Source organism: Knoellia sp. B-D-2 (genome assembly GCF_057714695.1).
The window spans coordinates 3137653-3155365 of sequence record NZ_CM173189.1 but is presented as its reverse complement, the minus strand read 5'-3'; the positions used below and the strand labels follow the sequence as shown (position 1 = coordinate 3155365).

The following is a 17713-nucleotide window of genomic DNA, read 5'->3' as shown; positions in this document are numbered from 1 at the left end:
CCCACCGGAATCCGCCCGGTCGCGGAGTGTCCCGGCGGGTCACAGGACGGACGCGTATGCCGTGAGCGCGGCGGCGAGCGCGTCCGCACTCGTCGGGAGCTCACCTCCGCGCGAGATGGCGCGAGAGCGCAGGTCGTCGCGCACCGCGCCGTGGAGCAGCACGTCGGCGAGCGCGCGGGCCATCGACGCGACGTCACCGACCGGGACGAGGATCGCGGCGTCACCGACGACGGCACCGGTGCCGCCCGCGTCGGTGGCGACGATGGCGGCCCCTGCGTGCAGGGCCTCTTGGAGCCCGACCGGCTGGCCCTCCCACCGCGCGGTCGACACCACCGCGTCGGCCGCGGCGATGAGGTCGGCCACGTCGGTGCGGTGGCCGAGGAGGCGCACCGGCACCGCGGCCGCGTCGATGCGCTGCTGCAGCCGGTCCCGGTCGGGCCCGTCTCCGGCGACGGCGGCGAGGACGTCGATATCGTGTCGGCCGAGCATCTCCGCGACGGCGTCGACGAGGAGGTCGAGGTCCTTCTGGGGGGCGAGTCGGGCGACGGAGACGAGCAGCATGGTGCGACCGCCGATCCCGAGGGACTGGCGCACGGCGAAGCGGTCGCGGGTCGCCGGTGCGGGCGGCGAGGCAGCGATCACCGCGAGCTCCGCGCGGTTCGCACCCAGCCCGCGTTGCACGTCGACGATGTCGGCGGACACGCCGAGCACGAGGTCGGAACCCCGGGCGACGACGCGCTCGAGGACCGCGTGGATGCGGCCGGCGAGACCTCGGCCGGGTGACGCGTTGTGGAGGGTGACGACGAGCGGCGTGCTGTTGCCGAGGACGGCCGCCGCGGAGAGCGCACCGACGCGCGCGCCGTGCGCGTGCACGACGTCCGCGCCGCGGAGCACGTCGCGCAGGGTCGCGAGGGCTCGGGCGTCCCGGGTCGGGTGAGGACGGTCGGAGACGGTGAGCTCGACCGTGCCGGCGCCGGTCGCGCCGAAGGCGAACTGGTCGAGCTCGCCGGCGGGTGCGAGCACGACGACGTCGTGGCCCGAGCCGACGAGGCCGGAGGCGAGGTCGTGGACGTGACGCCCGGTGCCCCCGGCGCTCGTCCCCATGACGAGGGCGACTCTCACGACGTGGGCTCCTTCCGGCGGCGGCGACCGCGTTCGCGCAGCTCCTGCACCAGCGAGCGGTCGGCGAGGGACATGACGAGGACGTGGACGACCATGGTGAGACCGCCGACGACGACGCCGGTGAACAGCGCCCCGAGCACGCCCGACGTGTCGATGACCCGGGCGACCGAGTCACCCACGGCGATCGCCACGGCGGCGGCGACGACGGCGGCACCGATCGTGCGGCCGCTGCCCGCGAGGGCCCCGGAGCCCCACTCCCGGCGCACGAGGACGCCCAGCACCACCGCCGACGTCGTCATGCCGAAGGTCGACGAGATGCCGAGGACACCCAGGGTCGTCCCGGCGTCGGACCCGTCGGGGATCCACGCCAGGGGAAGGAGGCCGGCCAGCAGCCAGCCGAGGGCGACGGCGACCGCCCCGTGCAGGGGTCGGCCGCGGACGTAGAGCGCCCGGGTCAGGAGCGCGGCGACGCTGAACCCGACGAGTCCCGGCGCGTAGGCCGCCAGGCCACCCGGGAGCGCGCCGAGCGCCTCGCGGCCGGCGCCGGCGCTCCCCCGGTCCCAGGCGAGGAAGAAGTCCCCGACCGGCCGGGCCACGGTGATGAGCGCCGCGGCCGCGCCGGACGTGAGCAGGATGATCGCGCGCAGGCTGCGCGCCAGCGTCGCGGGCGCGCCGGACTCCGCCGGGGCGTCCTCGCTCGCACCCTCCGCGTGGGCGAGCGCCGGGAAGGCCGCGGTCGCCACGGGCACCGCGAGGACGGCATACGGGAGCAGGTAGACGGCCTGGATGTAGGCGTAGGTGTTGACGACGCCGATGTCGATCGTGCGGGGCGCGTGGGTGAGCCACAACGTCAGGGCGACGGTGACCTGCTGCGCCGCGAGGGCGAGGACACCGGCGCCGGCGAGCTGGGCGGCGCGGCTGCCCAGCCCTCCCGGGAACGTCAGCGTGGGGCGCAGCCGGATCCCCGTGCGCAGCGCCGGCACGAGCAGCGGCAGGCTGAGGACGACGACGCCGAGCGTGGTGCCGCCGGCGAGGACCCAGACGGCTGCGTCGCCGACGTCGTCGGCACCGACCGAACCGTCGACCAGCCGCCCGTAGGCGACGTAGGCGCCCATGACGACGAGGCTCGAGAGCAGGGGTGCCAGGGCCGCGGCGAGGAAGCGCCGGTGCGCCTGCAGGACACCGGCGAGCACGACACCGATGCCGTAGAGGGCCACCTGGGGCGCGAAGATCCGCAGCATCCTCGTGCCGAGGTCGACGCTGCCGGGGCGGACCGTGTCGTCGAGCAGGAGCTCGCTGAGCCACGGCGCCGCGACGAAGACGACGCCGGCAAGGGGGACGAGGATGACCACGGCCCACGTGAGCAGCGCGGAGGCGCTGCGGGCGGAGTCCTCTCGGTGACCCGCACCGAGCCGGCCCGCGACCAGCGGCACCGCGATCGCGGCCAGGGCACCGCCGGCGGCGACCTCGTAGACGACGTTGGGCAGCGTGTTGACGGTCTGGTAGGCGTCACCGACCGGGCTGGTGCCCACGCTGTTCGAGAAGACGAGGGTCCGCAGGAACCCCGCGAGGCGGGCGAGGAGGGTGGCGACCGCGACGACGACGGCGGCGCGCGCCACGGACTGCCCGACGGCGCGGCCGGTCACGGGCGACCCCAGCGGTCGAGACGGCGCAGCGGCGGGGTGTCCTCGATGACCGCGCTGAACGACACCCGCTCCGAGAAGACGGTGAGGACGGCGCTGACGCCGAGCACGACGAGCCGTCCTCGCACGCCGAGGCGTTCGACGAGGGCGAGCCCGACGAGGGCTCCGGCGGTGTTGGCCCCGGTGTCGCCGAGCATCGAGTCCCCACGCAGGTCTCCCCGGGCGGTGCCCGCGGCGGCCCCGAGGGCTGCCGCCGCGGTCGCGGCTCCACTCGCAGACGGGGGCACGAGCAGGGGCACGGCGGCGAGGGTGACGGCCTTGAGGGTGCGCCCGGGGCGCAGGTCGAGGAGGTTGGCGACGTTGGCCGCGCCCGCGATCGCGGCGCCGGCGACGAGGGTGGCGACCGGGTCCCGGCCGGTCACGCGGTCGGCCAGCGCGGCCCCGACGAGGCCGGTCGCGCCGAGACCGATGATCTTGACGGCCCCGGTGGTGACCTCGCCGCGCGACAGTGCGCCGAGGTGTCCCTTGAGACCCTTGCTCGTCGAGTCGCCGGCCAGGTCGTCGAGGGCACCGAAGGCACCGACCCCCAGGCTCACGGTGAGCACGGGGAGGACCGGTCGGCCGCCGGCGACCCCGCCGAGGGCGGACGCGAGGGCGTACACGGGCCCTTCGAGCAGCGTCACGGTCGAGCCGGCGTGGTTGGTGCGGTCCCACCGGGCGAGCGTCGCGGCCGGGAGCCGGTGCCGCAGCTTCATCCCGCCGGCGGCGACAGCTCCGGCGACGAGAGCGGCCGCGAGCGGGCGCCGGCTCACGGCGCCGGGATCGGCGGGTAGCCGGCGGACACGCCGTCACCGAGGCCGTACTGTCCGACGCCTCCGCCGAGCTGCTGGACGAGGGCGTACACGACGCTGACCTGTCCCAGCGGCAGGCTCACGTCGTCGACGGTGGAGAGCGCACGCGACGTGCCCGCGTCGCCGCGAGCGGCCCGCACGACCGAGGACGTCCCCTGGAACCCGGAGACACCGACGTCGGACGCGAGGACCGCTCCGCGGCCGCTGGCGTCGAGGGCCAGGGCGAGGGAGGCGAGCCGGGTGGCGGCAAGGTCGCGGTCGGCGACGACGTCGCCCCGGACCGTCCCGCCGATGACGACGGCCGTGGTGGCCCGCGCGAGGTCGGCCGTCTCGACGTCGATGAGCTTCTCGCTCGCGAGCGAGTCGAGCGCGGCCTTGGCCGCGTCGCTGACCTCGGCGGCCTCCCTGTCGACGAGGGCGCCGGCGAGCACCTCGTCCAACGGGGTGGAGTCGGACTCCGCCGCCGGGGGCAGGCCGAGCGAGCGGCGCAGGTCGGTCGCGAGCGTGCTCTGCTTCGTCGTCGCGTCCGAGCCCTGCGGCACCCACGACTCCTCGACGGTCGTGCGCGACACGACCTGGGCTCCCGCCGTCGCGAGGAGCTCCTCGACCTCGCTGACGTGGTCGGCGTCCGCGCGCGGCAGGACGACGACGGCGACCTTGGTGCCGGTGAGCGTGCCCCCGACGAGCCGGGTCGCGGCGTCGCGGGTGAGGTCGTCGCGGGCCGTCGAGCCCTTGCGGGCTGCGTCGAGCTCGGTGCGCAGGGCGGCCCGGTCCTCGCGCAGCTGGGTGACCTCGGTCGCGAGGGTGTCCCCGATCGTGCCCTTGAGCGGGCCGGCGCCGAGGACGATCCCCACGGCCAGGGCCATGAAGATCGAGACGATCGAGACGAGGTGGTAGCGGAAGTCGATCACGTGAAGATTCCTCCGAGGGCGGACCAGAGATCGTCGAGGCGGGCGCCGATCACCTGGAGGAGGACCTTGCCCCCGGGAGTGGCCCAGAGGGCAGCGGCCAGGGCGAGGAGGCCGACGAGGACCATGAGAGCCAGCCACGAGCCGGAGATCCGCGAGCGGTAGAGCCGGCTCACGCCCTTGGCGTCGACGAGCTTGCCGCCGACCCGGAGCCGGGTGAGGAAGGTGCTCGCCATGCCGGAACGTCCCTTGTCGAGGAACTCCACGAGGGTGGCGTGGGTGCCGACCGCGACGATGAGGGTGGCCCCCTTGTCGTCGGCGAGCAGCATCGCGACGTCCTCGCTCGTCCCCGTCGCGGGGAAGACGACCGGCTCGACGCCGAGCGCGCGCACCCGTTCGAGCCCGGGCGCGCGACCGTCGCGGTAGGCGTGGACGACCACCTCGGCTCCGCAGCGCAGGGTCGCGTCGGACACGGAGTCCATGTCCCCGACGATGAGGTCCGGCTTGTGCCGGGCGTCGACGATGGCGTCTGCTCCCCCGTCGACCCCGATGAGGATCGGCTTGAACTCGCGGATGTAGGACCGCAGCATCTGCAGATCCTCCTTGTAGTGGTAGCCACGCACGACGATGAGGACGTGTCGCCCGTCGAGGTCGGTCCTGATGTCGGGGACGCCGACCCCGTCGAGGAGCAGCGCGCGCTCCTGCTTGAGGTACTCCATCGTGTTCGCCGCGAACGCCTCGAGCTGGTCGTTGAGCCCGGCCCGGGCCTCACTCATCGAGTCCGTCACCGACGAGGCGTCCAGGGCGGCGCCGCTGGCCACGACCGTGTCGCCGGCGAGGAGGTCGTCGCCCTCGAGCCGAACCACGGTGCCCTCGGCCACGGACATGACGCCCTCGCCCACGGAGTCGAGGAGGGGGATGCCGGCGGCGAGGATGATCTCGGGGCCAAGGTTGGGGTAGCGCCCGGAGATGGAGGCGGCCGCGTTGACGACCGCGGAGGGGCGGCAGGCCACGAGGGCCTCGGCGCTGACCTTGTCGATGTCGATGTGGTTGATCACCGCGATGTCGCCCGGTTTGAGACGCTTGGTGAGGTCCTTGGTGCGCGGGTCGACGCGTGCGGGTCCGTGGACACCGGCAGGGCCGGGGTCACGTTCGCGGCGCATGCGGGTCGTGAAGGGCATCCCGCACATCGTGCCACGCTCCCCTGCTGGGCTCGCGCACGGCGCGGCCGCTCAGGCGTCGATGCTGCGACCGAGGTCCGACAGCAGGTCCCGCGCGTGCTCGAGGGCGGCCTCGCTCACCGACCCGGCCATCATCCGGGCGAGCTCCGTGACGCGGTCCTCGCCGGTCACCCGGCGCACGCCGCTGCGGGTCACGTGGCCGTCGTCGGACTTCGAGACGACGAGGTGGTGGTCGGCGTGCGCGGCCACCTGGGCGAGGTGGGTGACGACGATGACCTGCGCGGACGACGCCAAGGCCGCCAGCCGCGCCCCGACGTCGAGCGCGGCCCGGCCGCCGACCCCGGAGTCGACCTCGTCGAAGACGAAGGTCGGCACCGACCCGGTGGCCTGAGCGGTGGCGACCTCGATGGCGAGCATCACCCGCGACAGCTCACCGCCGGAGGCGACCTTGCTCACGCTGCGCGGCGCGCTGCCGACGTTGGCGGCCAGCCCGATCTCCACGTCGTCGCCCCCGTGCGGACCGAGCCGCGCGGCCGCCGTCACGGCGACGACGACGCGCGCCGAGCCCATTGCGAGGTGCGCGAGCTCGTCGCCGATGCGCTCCCCCAGCCTGGCGGCGGCGGCTCGCCTGGCGTCGCCGAGGTCCCCCGCCAGCCGGGTGCGCTCCTCGTCGAGCCTGGCAACGTCCCGCTCGAGGTCGGCGATGCGGCCGTCGTCGCCCTCGAGCTCGAGGACGCGTCGGGACGCGGTGAGTCCCCACGCGATGACGTCGTCGACGGTGTCGCCGTAGCTGCGGGTCAGCTCGCTCAGCTCCGCGCGGCGCTGCTGGACCCAGGTGAGCCGGCCGGGGTCGAGGTCGACGTCGGCGACATAGCCCGAGAGGTCCGAGGCGAGGTCGTTGACGAGGTGGGCCACCTCGGTGAGGCGTCGCTCGAGGTCGGCCAGGGCGGGGTCGTTCGCGCTCACCTGGCCGAGCGCCGCCCGAGCCCGCGCCAAGGCGCCGATGACACCGTCGTCGACGTCGCCGTAGGTGTCGTCACCGCCGGCGAGCAGCACCTGCGCCTCGGACGAGCCCTGGCGCAGCTCCTCGGCGTGGGCGAGTCGCTCGTCCTCCACGCGCAGCGCGGCGTCCTCGCCGGACTGCGGCTCGGCGGCCTCGATGCGCTCGAGGCCGCGGTGGAGCAGGTCGAGCTCCTGGGCCCGCTCGCGGGCCGCGGCACGCAGGGTCTCGAGCGTCGTCACGGCGGTCGCGTGGGCGGCATACGCATTGGCGTATGCCGTCCGCGCCGCCGACACGGGCTCGGCACCGAAGGCGTCCAGCAGCTCCCGGTGCTCGTCGGGGCGGCGCAGCCGCCACTGGTCGGCCTGCCCGTGGACCGCGACGAGGTGCTCCCCGAGCTCGCCGAGGACACCCACCGGGGCGCTGCGGCCGCCGACGTGCGCCCGGGAGCGACCCTCGCCGCTGACGGTACGGACGAGCACGAGGGCACCGTCGACGTCACCCCCGGCCTCGGTGGCCCGCACGGTCGCCGGGTGGTCGACGGGGACGTCGAAGACGCCCTCGACGACGGCCCGGTCGGCGCCCTCGCGGACGAGCCCGGAGTCGGACCGCGCCCCGAGCAGCAGGCCGAGACTCGTCACGACCATGGTCTTGCCGGCACCGGTCTCGCCGGTGAGCACGGTCAGGCCCGGGCCAAACTCGATGAGCGACTCGTCGATGATCCCGAGGTCCTGGATCCTGATCTCCTGGAGCACGGCGGGCTGTCAGCCCCGGTCCGCGTCGGCCTCGGCAGCACGGCGAGCCGTGCCGCGCCAGCCGTGGACCGACAGGTCGAACTTCTCGACCAGTCGGTCGGTGAAGGGTGAGCCGGCGAAGCGCGCGAGCCGCACGGGGTCCTCGCTGCGGTGCACCTGGATCCGCGCGCCGGGCGGGAGGTCGACCGCACGGCGCCCGTCGCACCAGACGACGCCGGAGCCCTGGGTCCGGGGCACCACCTCGACGGCGAGCTGGCTGTCGGGGCCGACGACGAGGGGGCGGGCGAACAGGGCGTGCGCACTGATGGGGACGAGCAGCAGGGCGTCGACGTCGGGCCACACCACCGGTCCCCCGGCCGAGAACGCGTAGGCGGTGGAGCCGGTCGGGGTCGCCATGACGACCCCGTCGCAGCCCCACGTGGACAGGGGACGCCCGTCGATCTCGACGGTGAGCTCGATCATCCGCTCTCGCGAGGCCTTCTCGACGGTGACCTCGTTGAGAGCCCAGCTCTCGAACACCGTCTCGCCGTCGTGGAAGGCCGTGACCTCGAGGGTCATGCGTTCCTCGATGGTGTAGTCGCGGGAGACGATGCGCTCCACGGTGACGTCGAGGTCGTCGCGTTCCACCTCGGCGAGGAAGCCGACGTGGCCGAAGTTCACGCCGAGGAGCGGCACCCCCGACCCGCGGGACAGCTCGGCGGCGCGCAGGATCGACCCGTCCCCGCCGAGGATGCAGACGAGCTCACACCCGTGGGTGGGGTCGTCGGGGTGCGCGGCGAGGAGGTCGGGTTGTCCCTCGAGCGGGGTGCCCCGCATCTCGTGGCCGATGACGGCGACGTGGACGCCGGCGGAGTTGAGCCGGCGGACGACGCCGAGCGCGTGGTCGTGGACCTCCGGGCGCGCGGGGTGGACGACGAGCAGGATGCGTCGCGGCTCACTCATGCGCGTCCTTCCTTGGCGAGGTCCCGGACGGCGGCGTGCACCGCGTCCGGGTCCATCGTGCCCGAGAGCCCGGACCTCCCCCACAACAGGTACTCGGTGTTGCCCTCACCACCGGTGATGGGGCTGCGGATGAGTCCGTGGAGGCCCAGACCCGCCTCGCCAGCCGCCGTGACGACGTCGGTGAGGGCGCGGCGGCGGTGCCTGGGGTCGGTGACGAGGCCGTTCTTGCTGAGCCGGCCCCGCCCGACCTCGAACTGGGGCTTGACGAGGACGACGACGTCGCCGCCGTCGCGGGTCAGCCCGGCGATCGCCGCGAGGACGAGCGTCAGTGAGATGAAGGACAGGTCGGCGACCACGAGGTCGAAGGTGCCGAGATCGTCGGCGCTCGTGTCGCGGATCGAGGTGCCGCTGCGCTCGGTCACCCGTGGGTCCTCCCGCAGCCCCGCGTCGAGCTGGTCGCGCCCGACGTCCAGCGCGACGACGTGCTCCGCGCCGCGGTGCAGCAGGACCTGGGTGAACCCGCCCGTCGAGGCTCCGACGTCGAGGCAGCGCCGTCCGGTCGCGGTCAGACCGTCGGGCTCCCACTGCGCGAAGGCGTGGTCGAGCTTGTGCGCGGCCCGGCCGACCCACCGGGGACCGTCGTCCGCGACGACGAGGTCCGTGTCGGGCTCGACCGGTGCCGCCGCCTTGCGCACCACCCGTCCCTGCACCGTGACCTGGCCGGCCTCGACCAGCTCCCGCGCCTCACCGCGCGAGCGAGCCAGGCCGCGCCGGACGAGCTCGGCGTCGAGCCGAGCGATGTCAGCCGCCCAGGTCGCCGAGACGGCCCTGCAGGGTGCGCTGGACCTGCTCGCCACGCTCGATCTGTGCGTCGAGGTCGTCCTCGGGCGTTGCCGCGAGGTCACGCAGGGCGGCGTCGATGACGAGGTCGCCCGTCTCGGGAGCGTCCGAACCGGCTCCCGAGGGGCCGGCGGAGTCCCCGGGTGCGGGGGTCGGCGTCGGCTCCGCGCCGGCGTCGCCCTCCGGCCCGGCGTGGGGGTGCTCGCTCACGCGCTGCCCGCCGAGGCCGAGCTCGTCGACGGCGTCCCCGTCGAGGTCTTCTTCGCGGTCGACGTCTTCTTCGCGGTCGACGTCTTCTTCGCGGTCGGGGCCTTCCTGGCGGGGGACGTGCTGGAGGTCGACGTGGTGGCCGGCGACGTCTTCTTCGCGGTGGACGTCTTCGCGTTCGAGGCCGTCTTCTTCGCCGAGGAGGGGGCGCCGGTGGAGCTCTTCGCCGCCGACGTCGTGCCCGTCGCCTTCTTCGCCGTGGACTTCTTCGCCGTGGACTTCTTGGCCGTGGACTTCTTCGCGGTGGCCTTCTTCGCGGTGGCCGTCGACGTCGTGGACGCAGCCTTCCGAGGCGAGGACGTCGCCGTCTTCGCGGCCGTCGATGCCGTCTTCTTCAGGGACGACCGGGCCGGGCGGCGGGTGGGCGTCGCGGAGACCGGTGTAGTGGTCGCGGCAGCGGCGTCGGACACCGCGTCACCGGCGGCGTCGGCCACCGTGGCCACTCCGGTGGCGGCGGTGCCGGCGGTCGCGACCGAGCGACCCGAGAGCGTGCTGGCCAGGTCCTCGACCTGTCCGCGAAGGGAGTGCACGGTCGCGGACACCTGGGACAGCTCCTGCTGCAGGGTGGCGACGTCGAGGCGGCCGACGGCCTTGTCGACCTCTGCGCGCACGAGGGCGACGAGGTTGCGGCGGTTGGTGTTGGCGGCGGCGACGAGCTCGTCGGCGAGCTTGCCCGCCTGCTTGGTGACCTTCTTCGGCGAGAGGTCGTTGTTGGTCAGGGCGACGAGCTCGGCTGCTGCGTCCCGGGCAGCGCTCTTGGTCATCTCGCCCAGCCCGGAGGCGAGCTCGACATATCCCTGGATCATCGACCGCTTGGCCATGGTTCCTCCTGTGGTTCGGGGTGGTTGTCGCACACGCTACTCGGCCACCCCCGTCCTCGGCCGGCTCAGCCGGAGAGGGACGCCAGCGCAGGTGGCATCGCGCGACTGATGTCGGCGCCCGCCGGGGCCTCGTCACGGACGGCCCACTCCTCGCGCAGCGCCTTCGCGGCCGGTTCGAGATCCCGCTCGTCGGCCGAGAGTGCGCGCAGGTCGGCGGCGATCCACGTCGGTCGCGCCGCGCGCCGTGCCGTCAGGGCGTCGCGCACGCCGTGCACGCCGGTGAGGACGAGCAACGAGTCCATCCCCGCCGCGGTGGCCCCCTCGATGTCGGTCTCGAGGCGGTCGCCGATGGCGAGGATGCGGCTGGGGTCCACCCCGAGCCGCTCGGCGCACAGGAGGTACAACGGCTCGTCCGGCTTGCCGGCGACGAGCTCCGGTCCGCGCCCGACGGCGGCACCGACCGCGAGGACGAGCGCCCCGTTGCCCGGCGCGAAGCCGGCTGCGGTGGGAAGCGTGTGGTCGGTGTTGGTGGCCAGCCACAGGGCACCGGCCTGCACGGCGTAAGCCGCCTGCGCCAGGTCGTCCGCGGTCACCGCGGGGCCGTAGCCCTGCACGACCGCCACCGGGTGGTCCGCCGCCGAGGTCACCGGCACGAAGCCCTGCTCCCGCAAGGCGTCCGAGACCCCGGGTCCTCCGATCGCGAGGACCCGGGCGCCGACGGCCACGTGCCGGGTGAGGACCCACGCCGCCGCCTGGCTGCTCGTGGCCACGGACGTGTCGTCGATGGCCAGCCCGAGACGGCGGAGGTGGTCACCCACCGCCGCCGGCGGTCGGGAGGCGTTGTTCGTCGCGAACTGGACGGGGAGGCCGGCCGTCGACAGCTCCTCGACCGCATACGGGACGGCTGGGTCCCCGCGGTAGACGACCCCGTCGAGGTCGACGATGAGCGCGTCGTACCGGTCGACGAGCCTCACTCGTCGACCTCGTCCTCCTCGGCACCCCCGAGCAGGTCGGTCGGGCTCACGCCGTCGAGCTCCTCGAGCCGCTCCACGGCATCCGTCTCGTACTCCACGTCGGCGTCGGCCGCCCGCTGGAACCACTCGCGCGCCTCGTCGGTCCGGCCGAGCCCGAGCAACGTGTCGGCGTACGCATACGCCAGCCGCGGCTGGTTGTGCTTCTTCAGCTCCGGGATCTGCAGGGCGACCAGGGCCGCGTCTGTCTGGCCGAGGTCTCGCCGGATGCCGCTGATGACGATGGTGAGTTCGACCCGCTCCTCCTTGGGCAACCGCCTCGCCTCCGGCGACTGCGCGAGATCGAGAGCCCGCTCGTGGCGGCCCAGTCCCCGCTCGCAGTCGACCATGAGCGGGAGGAGGTGGTCCGATCCGCTGATCCGGCGCACGGTGCGGAACTCTCCGAGGGCCCGGGCGAAGTCACCGGAGCGGTAGGCCACCATGCCCAGGGCCTCCCGCGCTGCCGGCACGCGGCCGGCGCGACGGACCGCGGTCTCCGCGTGGGCCATGGCGTTCTCGAGCTCGTCGGCCTCGAGCAGGGCGGCGACCATGACGAGGTGCTTGGCCACCCCGTCGGCGTTCTCCTTGCTCAGGGTCCTCAGCTGCTGGTGGACCGACCGGTCCAGCTCCTTGCCGGTGACCCCGTCCGGGATGCTCGGCTCGGGTCGGCGCCCCGTCTTGGGTACCAGTCGGGGGCCGCCCCTGTCGTCGCGCTCGGCTCCCCCACGCGGGGGACGGCCAGCGTCGCGCCCGCGATCGTCGCGGGCGTCGCCGCGCCGGTCGTCTCGGCCGCCGGCCCGACCTCGGTCGGGGGCAGCGGAGCTACGCGGGGGGCGCCCACTGGCGTCGCGACCGCGGGAGCCGCCCTCACGACCGGGGCCACCGCGACGGGAGTCGTCCCGTGCGCCCTCACGTCGTGGTCCGCGATTCTCATCAGTCATCGGAAGCCTCCAGGGGCGGTCGGGCGGCGCCGCAGCACCGCAGGAGCAGACACAGTCTAGGACGAGCGCGATCGTGCGCGTCCGTCGTGCGAATTCCGACCAAAGAAAGGGCCGAGAAATGAGAAATGGCCCGCCGAATCGGCGGGCCATTTCTGGAAAGTATGTCCGGCTGCGTCCTACTCTCCCACACCGTCACCAGTGCAGTACCATCGGCGCTGAAGGGCTTAGCTTCCGGGTTCGGAATGGAGCCGGGCGTTTCCCCTTCGCTATGACAGCCGAAACTCTATGGAGATGTCAATCGGGTTCACCACCTGGAGGTGGGAACAGCCGACCGTATCTCGGGAACTGCACAGTGGACGCGAGCAAAACTTTTTAGTGTGTATCAAGTTATCGGCTTATTAGTACCAGTCAGCTACATGCATTGCTGCACTTCCACGTCTGGCCTATCAACCCAGTAGTCTAGCTGGGAGCCTCTCGGGGTAAACCCCATGGAAATCTCATCTTGAAGCGTGCTTCCCGCTTAGATGCTTTCAGCGGTTATCACTTCCGAACGTAGCTAATCAGCGGTGCTCTTGGCAGAACAACTGACACACCAGAGGTTCGTCCATCCCGGTCCTCTCGTACTAGGGACAGCCCTTCTCAAATTTCCTACGCGCACAGCGGATAGGGACCGAACTGTCTCACGACGTTCTAAACCCAGCTCGCGTACCGCTTTAATGGGCGAACAGCCCAACCCTTGGGAGAGACTCCACCCCCAGGATGCGACGAGCCGACATCGAGGTGCCAAACCATGCCGTCGATATGGACTCTTGGGCAAGATCAGCCTGTTATCCCCGGGGTACCTTTTATCCGTTGAGCGACGCCGCTTCCACAAGCCAGCGCCGGGTCACTAGTTCCGACTTTCGTCCCTGCTCGACATGCCTGTCTCGCAGTCAAGCTCCCTTGTGCACTTACACTCAAAACCTGATTACCAACCAGGCTGAGGGAACCTTTGAGCGCCTCCGTTACCTTTTAGGAGGCAACCGCCCCAGTTAAACTACCCACCAGGCAATGTCCCTGATCCGGATCACGGACCTAGGTTAGATATCCAGAACGACCAGAGTGGTATTTCAACGTTGACTCCACACACACTGGCGTGCATGCTTCACAGTCTCCCACCTATCCTACACAAGCCGTACCGAACACCAATACCAAGCTATAGTAAAGGTCCCGGGGTCTTTCCGTCCTGCTGCGCGTAACGAGCATCTTTACTCGTAGTGCAATTTCGCCGAGTTCATGGTTGAGACAGTGGAGAAGTCGTTACGCCATTCGTGCAGGTCGGAACTTACCCGACAAGGAATTTCGCTACCTTAGGATGGTTATAGTTACCACCGCCGTTTACTGGGGCTTAAATTCTGAGCTTCGACCCTAAGATCTAACCCGTCCTCTTAACCTTCCAGCACCGGGCAGGCGTCAGTCCGTATACATCGTCTTGCGACTTAGCACGGACCTGTGTTTTTAGTAAACAGTCGCTTCTCCCTGGTCTCTGCGGCCGTTCTCCCTAGTGAGCTAGTCACTTCAGGATCCGGGCCCCCCTTCTCCCGAAGTTACGGGGGTATTTTGCCGAGTTCCTTAACCATGATTCACTCGATCGCCTTGGTATTCTCTACCTAACCACCTGAGTCGGTTTGGGGTACGGGCGGCTCGAACCTCGCTAGAAGATTTTCTTGGCAGCATAGGATCACCCTGCTTCCCGCATTCGCGGTCACTATCAGGTCTCAGGATATGTGTGAGACGGATTTGCCTATCTCACTCCCTACACCCTTGGACGTGGACTACCATCGCCACGCGGAGGCTACCTTCCTGCGTCTCTCCATCGCTTGACTACTACCAAATCGGGTCGTGCGCTCCGCTCGAATCTGTCCGAAGACGTCATCAAGTTTCAGGCACTTAGCATCAAAAGGTTCGTCATGGGCGGTTCTTCGCCGGTTCCGGAATATCAACCGGATGTCCATCGACTACGCCTGTCGGCCTCGCCTTAGGTCCCGACTTACCCAGGGCAGATTAGCTTGACCCTGGAACCCTTGGTTATTCGGCGGACGGGTTTCTCGCCCGTCATTCGCTACTCATGCCTGCATTCTCACTCGTGTGGCCTCCACGGCTGGATCACTCCGCCGCTTCCCTGGCCACACGACGCTCCCCTACCCATCAACACGCTTGGATCGTGAACCCTCAGGTATCACAACCGGGCAATGTGTCAATGCCACAGCTTCGGTGGTGTGCTTGAGCCCCGCTACATTGTCGGCGCGGAATCACTTGACCAGTGAGCTATTACGCACTCTTTAAAGGGTGGCTGCTTCTAAGCCAACCTCCTGGTTGTCAATGCAACTCCACATCCTTTTCCACTTAGCACACGCTTTGGGACCTTAGATGGTGGTCTGGGCTGTTTCCCTCTCGACTACGGAGCTTATCCCCCGCAGTCTCACTGCCACGCTCTCACTTACCGGCATTCGGAGTTTGGCTAACGTCAGTAACCTGGTGAGGCCCATTAGCTATCCAGTAGCTCTACCTCCGGTAAGAAACACGTGACGCTGCACCTAAATGCATTTCGGGGAGAACCAGCTATCACGGAGTTTGATTGGCCTTTCACCCCTACCCACAGCTCATCCCCTCAGTTTTCAACCTAAGTGGGTTCGGTCCTCCACGACGTCTTACCGTCGCTTCAACCTGGCCATGGGTAGATCACTCCGCTTCGGGTCTAGACCCAGCGACTCATTCGCCCTATTCGGACTCGCTTTCGCTACGGCTTCCCCACACGGGTTAACCTCGCCACTGAGCACTAACTCGCAGGCTCATTCTTCAAAAGGCACGCTGTCACCCCACAAGGAGGCTCCAACGGATTGTAGGCACACGGTTTCAGGATCTATTTCACTCCCCTCCCGGGGTACTTTTCACCTTTCCCTCACGGTACTTGTCCGCTATCGGTCACCAGGGAATATTTAGGCTTAGCGGGTGGTCCCGCCAGATTCATACGGGATTTCTCGGGCCCCGTATTACTTGGGATAACTCTCTGGAGTTCGCGTCATTTCGTCTACGGGGGTCGCACCCTCTGTGCCGGGCCTTTCAATGCCCTTCGACTATAACGCGAATTTTTGACTCCATGCCAGGATGTCAGTCCTGACTGAGAGGTCCCACGACCCCGACCATGCAACGCCTGACAGCTATCACACATGATCGGTTTAGCCTCATCCGCTTTCTCTCGCCAATACTCACGGAATCGCGGTTGCTTTCTCTTCCTGTGGGTACTGAGATGTTTCACTTCCCCACGTTCCCTCTACCTGCCCTATATATTCAGGCAGGAGTGACTGGACTTGCCTCCAGCCGGGTTTCCCCATTCGGAAATCCACGGATCATAGTCTGGTTATCGACTCCCCGTGGCTTATCGCAGATTCCTACGTCCTTCTTCGGTTCCTGGTGCCAAGGCATCCACCGTGCGCCCTTAAAAACTTGAGCCACAAAGATGCTCGCGTCCACTGTGTAGTTCTCAACATACGGGCGGCCCTTCACCAGTCTTGGCGCCTCCCGAGATGACTCGGTGGTTCGCCATGGTGAAGGTCCTGACCGGATACCGGCCTTCAGGTCGAGCTTTCGCCCGAGCCCTCAGGACCCAACAACGTGTCAGGCGCCGGCTCCCTCACGAACGCTTTCCGTCCTCCGAAGAGGTGTACTTGCGTGTTGCGAGAGTTCGCGGCGCCAAATAATCGATGTTCCACCCTTGAGCACCTGCTGTCGAACGTACGCCGACAGACCAGGCTCTGGACGCTTGCGCGCCAGTGCTCCTTAGAAAGGAGGTGATCCAGCCGCACCTTCCGGTACGGCTACCTTGTTACGACTTAGTCCCAATCGCCAGTCCCACCTTCGACGGCTCCCTCCACAAGGGTTGGGCCACCGGCTTCGGGTGTTACCGACTTTCGTGACTTGACGGGCGGTGTGTACAAGGCCCGGGAACGTATTCACCGCAGCGTTGCTGATCTGCGATTACTAGCGACTCCAACTTCATGGGGTCGAGTTGCAGACCCCAATCCGAACTGAGACCGGTTTTTTGGGATTCGCTCCACCTTGCGGTTTCGCAGCCCTTTGTACCGGCCATTGTAGCATGTGTGAAGCCCAAGACATAAGGGGCATGATGATTTGACCTCATCCCCACCTTCCTCCGAGTTGACCCCGGCAGTCTCCTATGAGTCCCCGCCATTACGCGCTGGCAACATAGAACGAGGGTTGCGCTCGTTGCGGGACTTAACCCAACATCTCACGACACGAGCTGACGACAACCATGCACCACCTGTATACCGACCTTGCGGGGCACCTGTCTCCAGATGTTTCCGGTATATGTCAAGCCTTGGTAAGGTTCTTCGCGTTGCATCGAATTAATCCACATGCTCCGCCGCTTGTGCGGGCCCCCGTCAATTCCTTTGAGTTTTAGCCTTGCGGCCGTACTCCCCAGGCGGGGAACTTAATGCGTTAGCTGCGGCACGGATCTCGTGGAATGAGACCCACACCTAGTTCCCAACGTTTACGGCATGGACTACCAGGGTATCTAATCCTGTTCGCTCCCCATGCTTTCGCTTCTCAGCGTCAGTAATGGCCCAGAGACCTGCCTTCGCCATCGGTGTTCCTCCTGATATCTGCGCATTTCACCGCTACACCAGGAATTCCAGTCTCCCCTACCACACTCTAGTCTGCCCGTACCCACTGCAAGTCCGGGGTTGAGCCCCGGATTTTCACAGCAGACGCGACAAACCGCCTACAAGCTCTTTACGCCCAATAATTCCGGACAACGCTCGCACCCTACGTATTACCGCGGCTGCTGGCACGTAGTTAGCCGGTGCTTCTTCTGCAGGTACCGTCACTTTCGCTTCTTCCCTGCTGAAAGAGGTTTACAACCCGAAGGCCGTCATCCCTCACGCGGCGTCGCTGCATCAGGCTTTCGCCCATTGTGCAATATTCCCCACTGCTGCCTCCCGTAGGAGTCTGGGCCGTGTCTCAGTCCCAGTGTGGCCGATCGCCCTCTCAGGCCGGCTACCCGTCATTGCCTTGGTGAGCCGTTACCTCACCAACAAGCTGATAGGCCGCGAGTCCATCCCAGACCGAAAAACTTTCCAAACGGTAGTCATGCGACTCCGTCTCATATCCGGTATTAGACGCCGTTTCCAGCGCTTATTCCAGAGTCTGGGGCAGGTTACTCACGTGTTACTCACCCGTTCGCCACTGCTCACTCGAGAGCAAGCTCTCGAGATCACCGTTCGACTTGCATGTGTTAAGCACGCCGCCAGCGTTCGTCCTGAGCCAGGATCAAACTCTCCGTTGATGTTCAGCGCCCGACCCCGAAGGACCGGACAAAACTAAACCCGATGAAGGGTTGTCACACTGGCTGAGCAAGAACAACTAGCTAT

At 68.7% G+C, this 17713-nt stretch carries 12 protein-coding genes and 3 rRNA genes; all 15 read right to left on the bottom strand.

Annotated elements, in window-relative coordinates; genetic code table 11:
* Positions 1 to 39 precede the first annotated feature (39 nt).
* The 15 genes from AC3EU2_RS14930 to AC3EU2_RS14860 all read right to left on the bottom strand — a co-directional run bounded on the left by AC3EU2_RS14930 (position 40) and on the right by AC3EU2_RS14860 (position 17628).
* Positions 40 to 1122 (bottom strand): glycosyltransferase family 4 protein, encoded by a 1083-nt coding sequence (locus AC3EU2_RS14930; RefSeq protein WP_488177071.1) that lies wholly within the window; start codon positions 1120 to 1122, stop codon positions 40 to 42.
* On the bottom strand, positions 1119 to 2768 hold the full coding sequence (gene murJ, locus AC3EU2_RS14925) for a murein biosynthesis integral membrane protein MurJ (RefSeq protein WP_488177070.1): 1650 nt from the start codon (positions 2766 to 2768) through the stop codon (positions 1119 to 1121). The genes AC3EU2_RS14930 and murJ overlap by 4 nt, the downstream gene beginning before the upstream one ends.
* On the bottom strand, positions 2765 to 3577 hold the full coding sequence (locus AC3EU2_RS14920; RefSeq protein ID WP_488177069.1) for a hypothetical protein: 813 nt from the start codon (positions 3575 to 3577) through the stop codon (positions 2765 to 2767). The genes murJ and AC3EU2_RS14920 overlap by 4 nt, the downstream gene beginning before the upstream one ends.
* Positions 3574 to 4527 carry a copper transporter gene (locus tag AC3EU2_RS14915; protein ID WP_488177068.1) on the bottom strand — a complete coding sequence of 318 codons (954 nt, stop codon included), beginning with the start codon at positions 4525 to 4527 and terminating at the stop codon, positions 3574 to 3576. The genes AC3EU2_RS14920 and AC3EU2_RS14915 overlap by 4 nt, the downstream gene beginning before the upstream one ends.
* The gene (gene steA / locus AC3EU2_RS14910) at positions 4524 to 5705 is read right to left on the bottom strand and encodes a putative cytokinetic ring protein SteA (RefSeq protein WP_488177067.1); all 1182 of its coding nucleotides are present in this window, start codon (positions 5703 to 5705) and stop codon (positions 4524 to 4526) included. The genes AC3EU2_RS14915 and steA overlap by 4 nt, the downstream gene beginning before the upstream one ends.
* Positions 5706 to 5756: 51 nt before the next feature.
* Positions 5757 to 7460: a DNA repair protein RecN gene (gene recN, locus AC3EU2_RS14905; protein ID WP_488177066.1), complete on the bottom strand. Its 1704-nt coding sequence runs from the start codon at positions 7458 to 7460 to the stop codon at positions 5757 to 5759.
* A 9-nt stretch (positions 7461 to 7469) separates the two neighbouring features.
* A complete protein-coding gene (locus AC3EU2_RS14900) occupies positions 7470 to 8402 on the bottom strand; it encodes an NAD kinase (protein ID WP_488177065.1) in 933 nt (310 codons plus the stop codon).
* On the bottom strand, positions 8399 to 9259 hold the full coding sequence (locus AC3EU2_RS14895) for a TlyA family RNA methyltransferase (RefSeq protein ID WP_488177064.1): 861 nt from the start codon (positions 9257 to 9259) through the stop codon (positions 8399 to 8401). The genes AC3EU2_RS14900 and AC3EU2_RS14895 overlap by 4 nt, the downstream gene beginning before the upstream one ends.
* Positions 9204 to 9452, bottom strand: coding sequence for a hypothetical protein (locus AC3EU2_RS14890; RefSeq protein ID WP_488177063.1), 249 nt, complete (start codon positions 9450 to 9452; stop codon positions 9204 to 9206). The genes AC3EU2_RS14895 and AC3EU2_RS14890 overlap by 56 nt, the downstream gene beginning before the upstream one ends.
* Complete coding sequence (locus tag AC3EU2_RS14885) at positions 9449 to 10330, bottom strand: hypothetical protein (RefSeq protein WP_488177062.1); 882 nt, start codon at positions 10328 to 10330, stop codon at positions 9449 to 9451. Before AC3EU2_RS14885 ends, AC3EU2_RS14890 begins: the two co-directional genes overlap by 4 nt.
* A gap of 65 nt (positions 10331 to 10395) precedes the next feature.
* On the bottom strand, positions 10396 to 11304 hold the full coding sequence (locus AC3EU2_RS14880) for an HAD-IIA family hydrolase (RefSeq protein ID WP_488177061.1): 909 nt from the start codon (positions 11302 to 11304) through the stop codon (positions 10396 to 10398).
* Positions 11301 to 12281: a tetratricopeptide repeat protein gene (locus AC3EU2_RS14875; protein WP_488177060.1), complete on the bottom strand. Its 981-nt coding sequence runs from the start codon at positions 12279 to 12281 to the stop codon at positions 11301 to 11303. The genes AC3EU2_RS14880 and AC3EU2_RS14875 overlap by 4 nt, the downstream gene beginning before the upstream one ends.
* Before the next feature lie 163 nt (positions 12282 to 12444).
* Positions 12445 to 12561 (bottom strand): 5S ribosomal RNA (rrf, locus tag AC3EU2_RS14870).
* A 98-nt stretch (positions 12562 to 12659) separates the two neighbouring features.
* Positions 12660 to 15773, bottom strand: a 23S ribosomal RNA gene (locus AC3EU2_RS14865).
* Positions 15774 to 16104: 331 nt separating this feature from the next.
* Positions 16105 to 17628: ribosomal RNA gene (locus AC3EU2_RS14860) — 16S ribosomal RNA — on the bottom strand.
* Together the 16S, 23S and 5S rRNA genes form the textbook arrangement of a ribosomal RNA operon.
* Positions 17629 to 17713 lie beyond the last annotated feature (85 nt).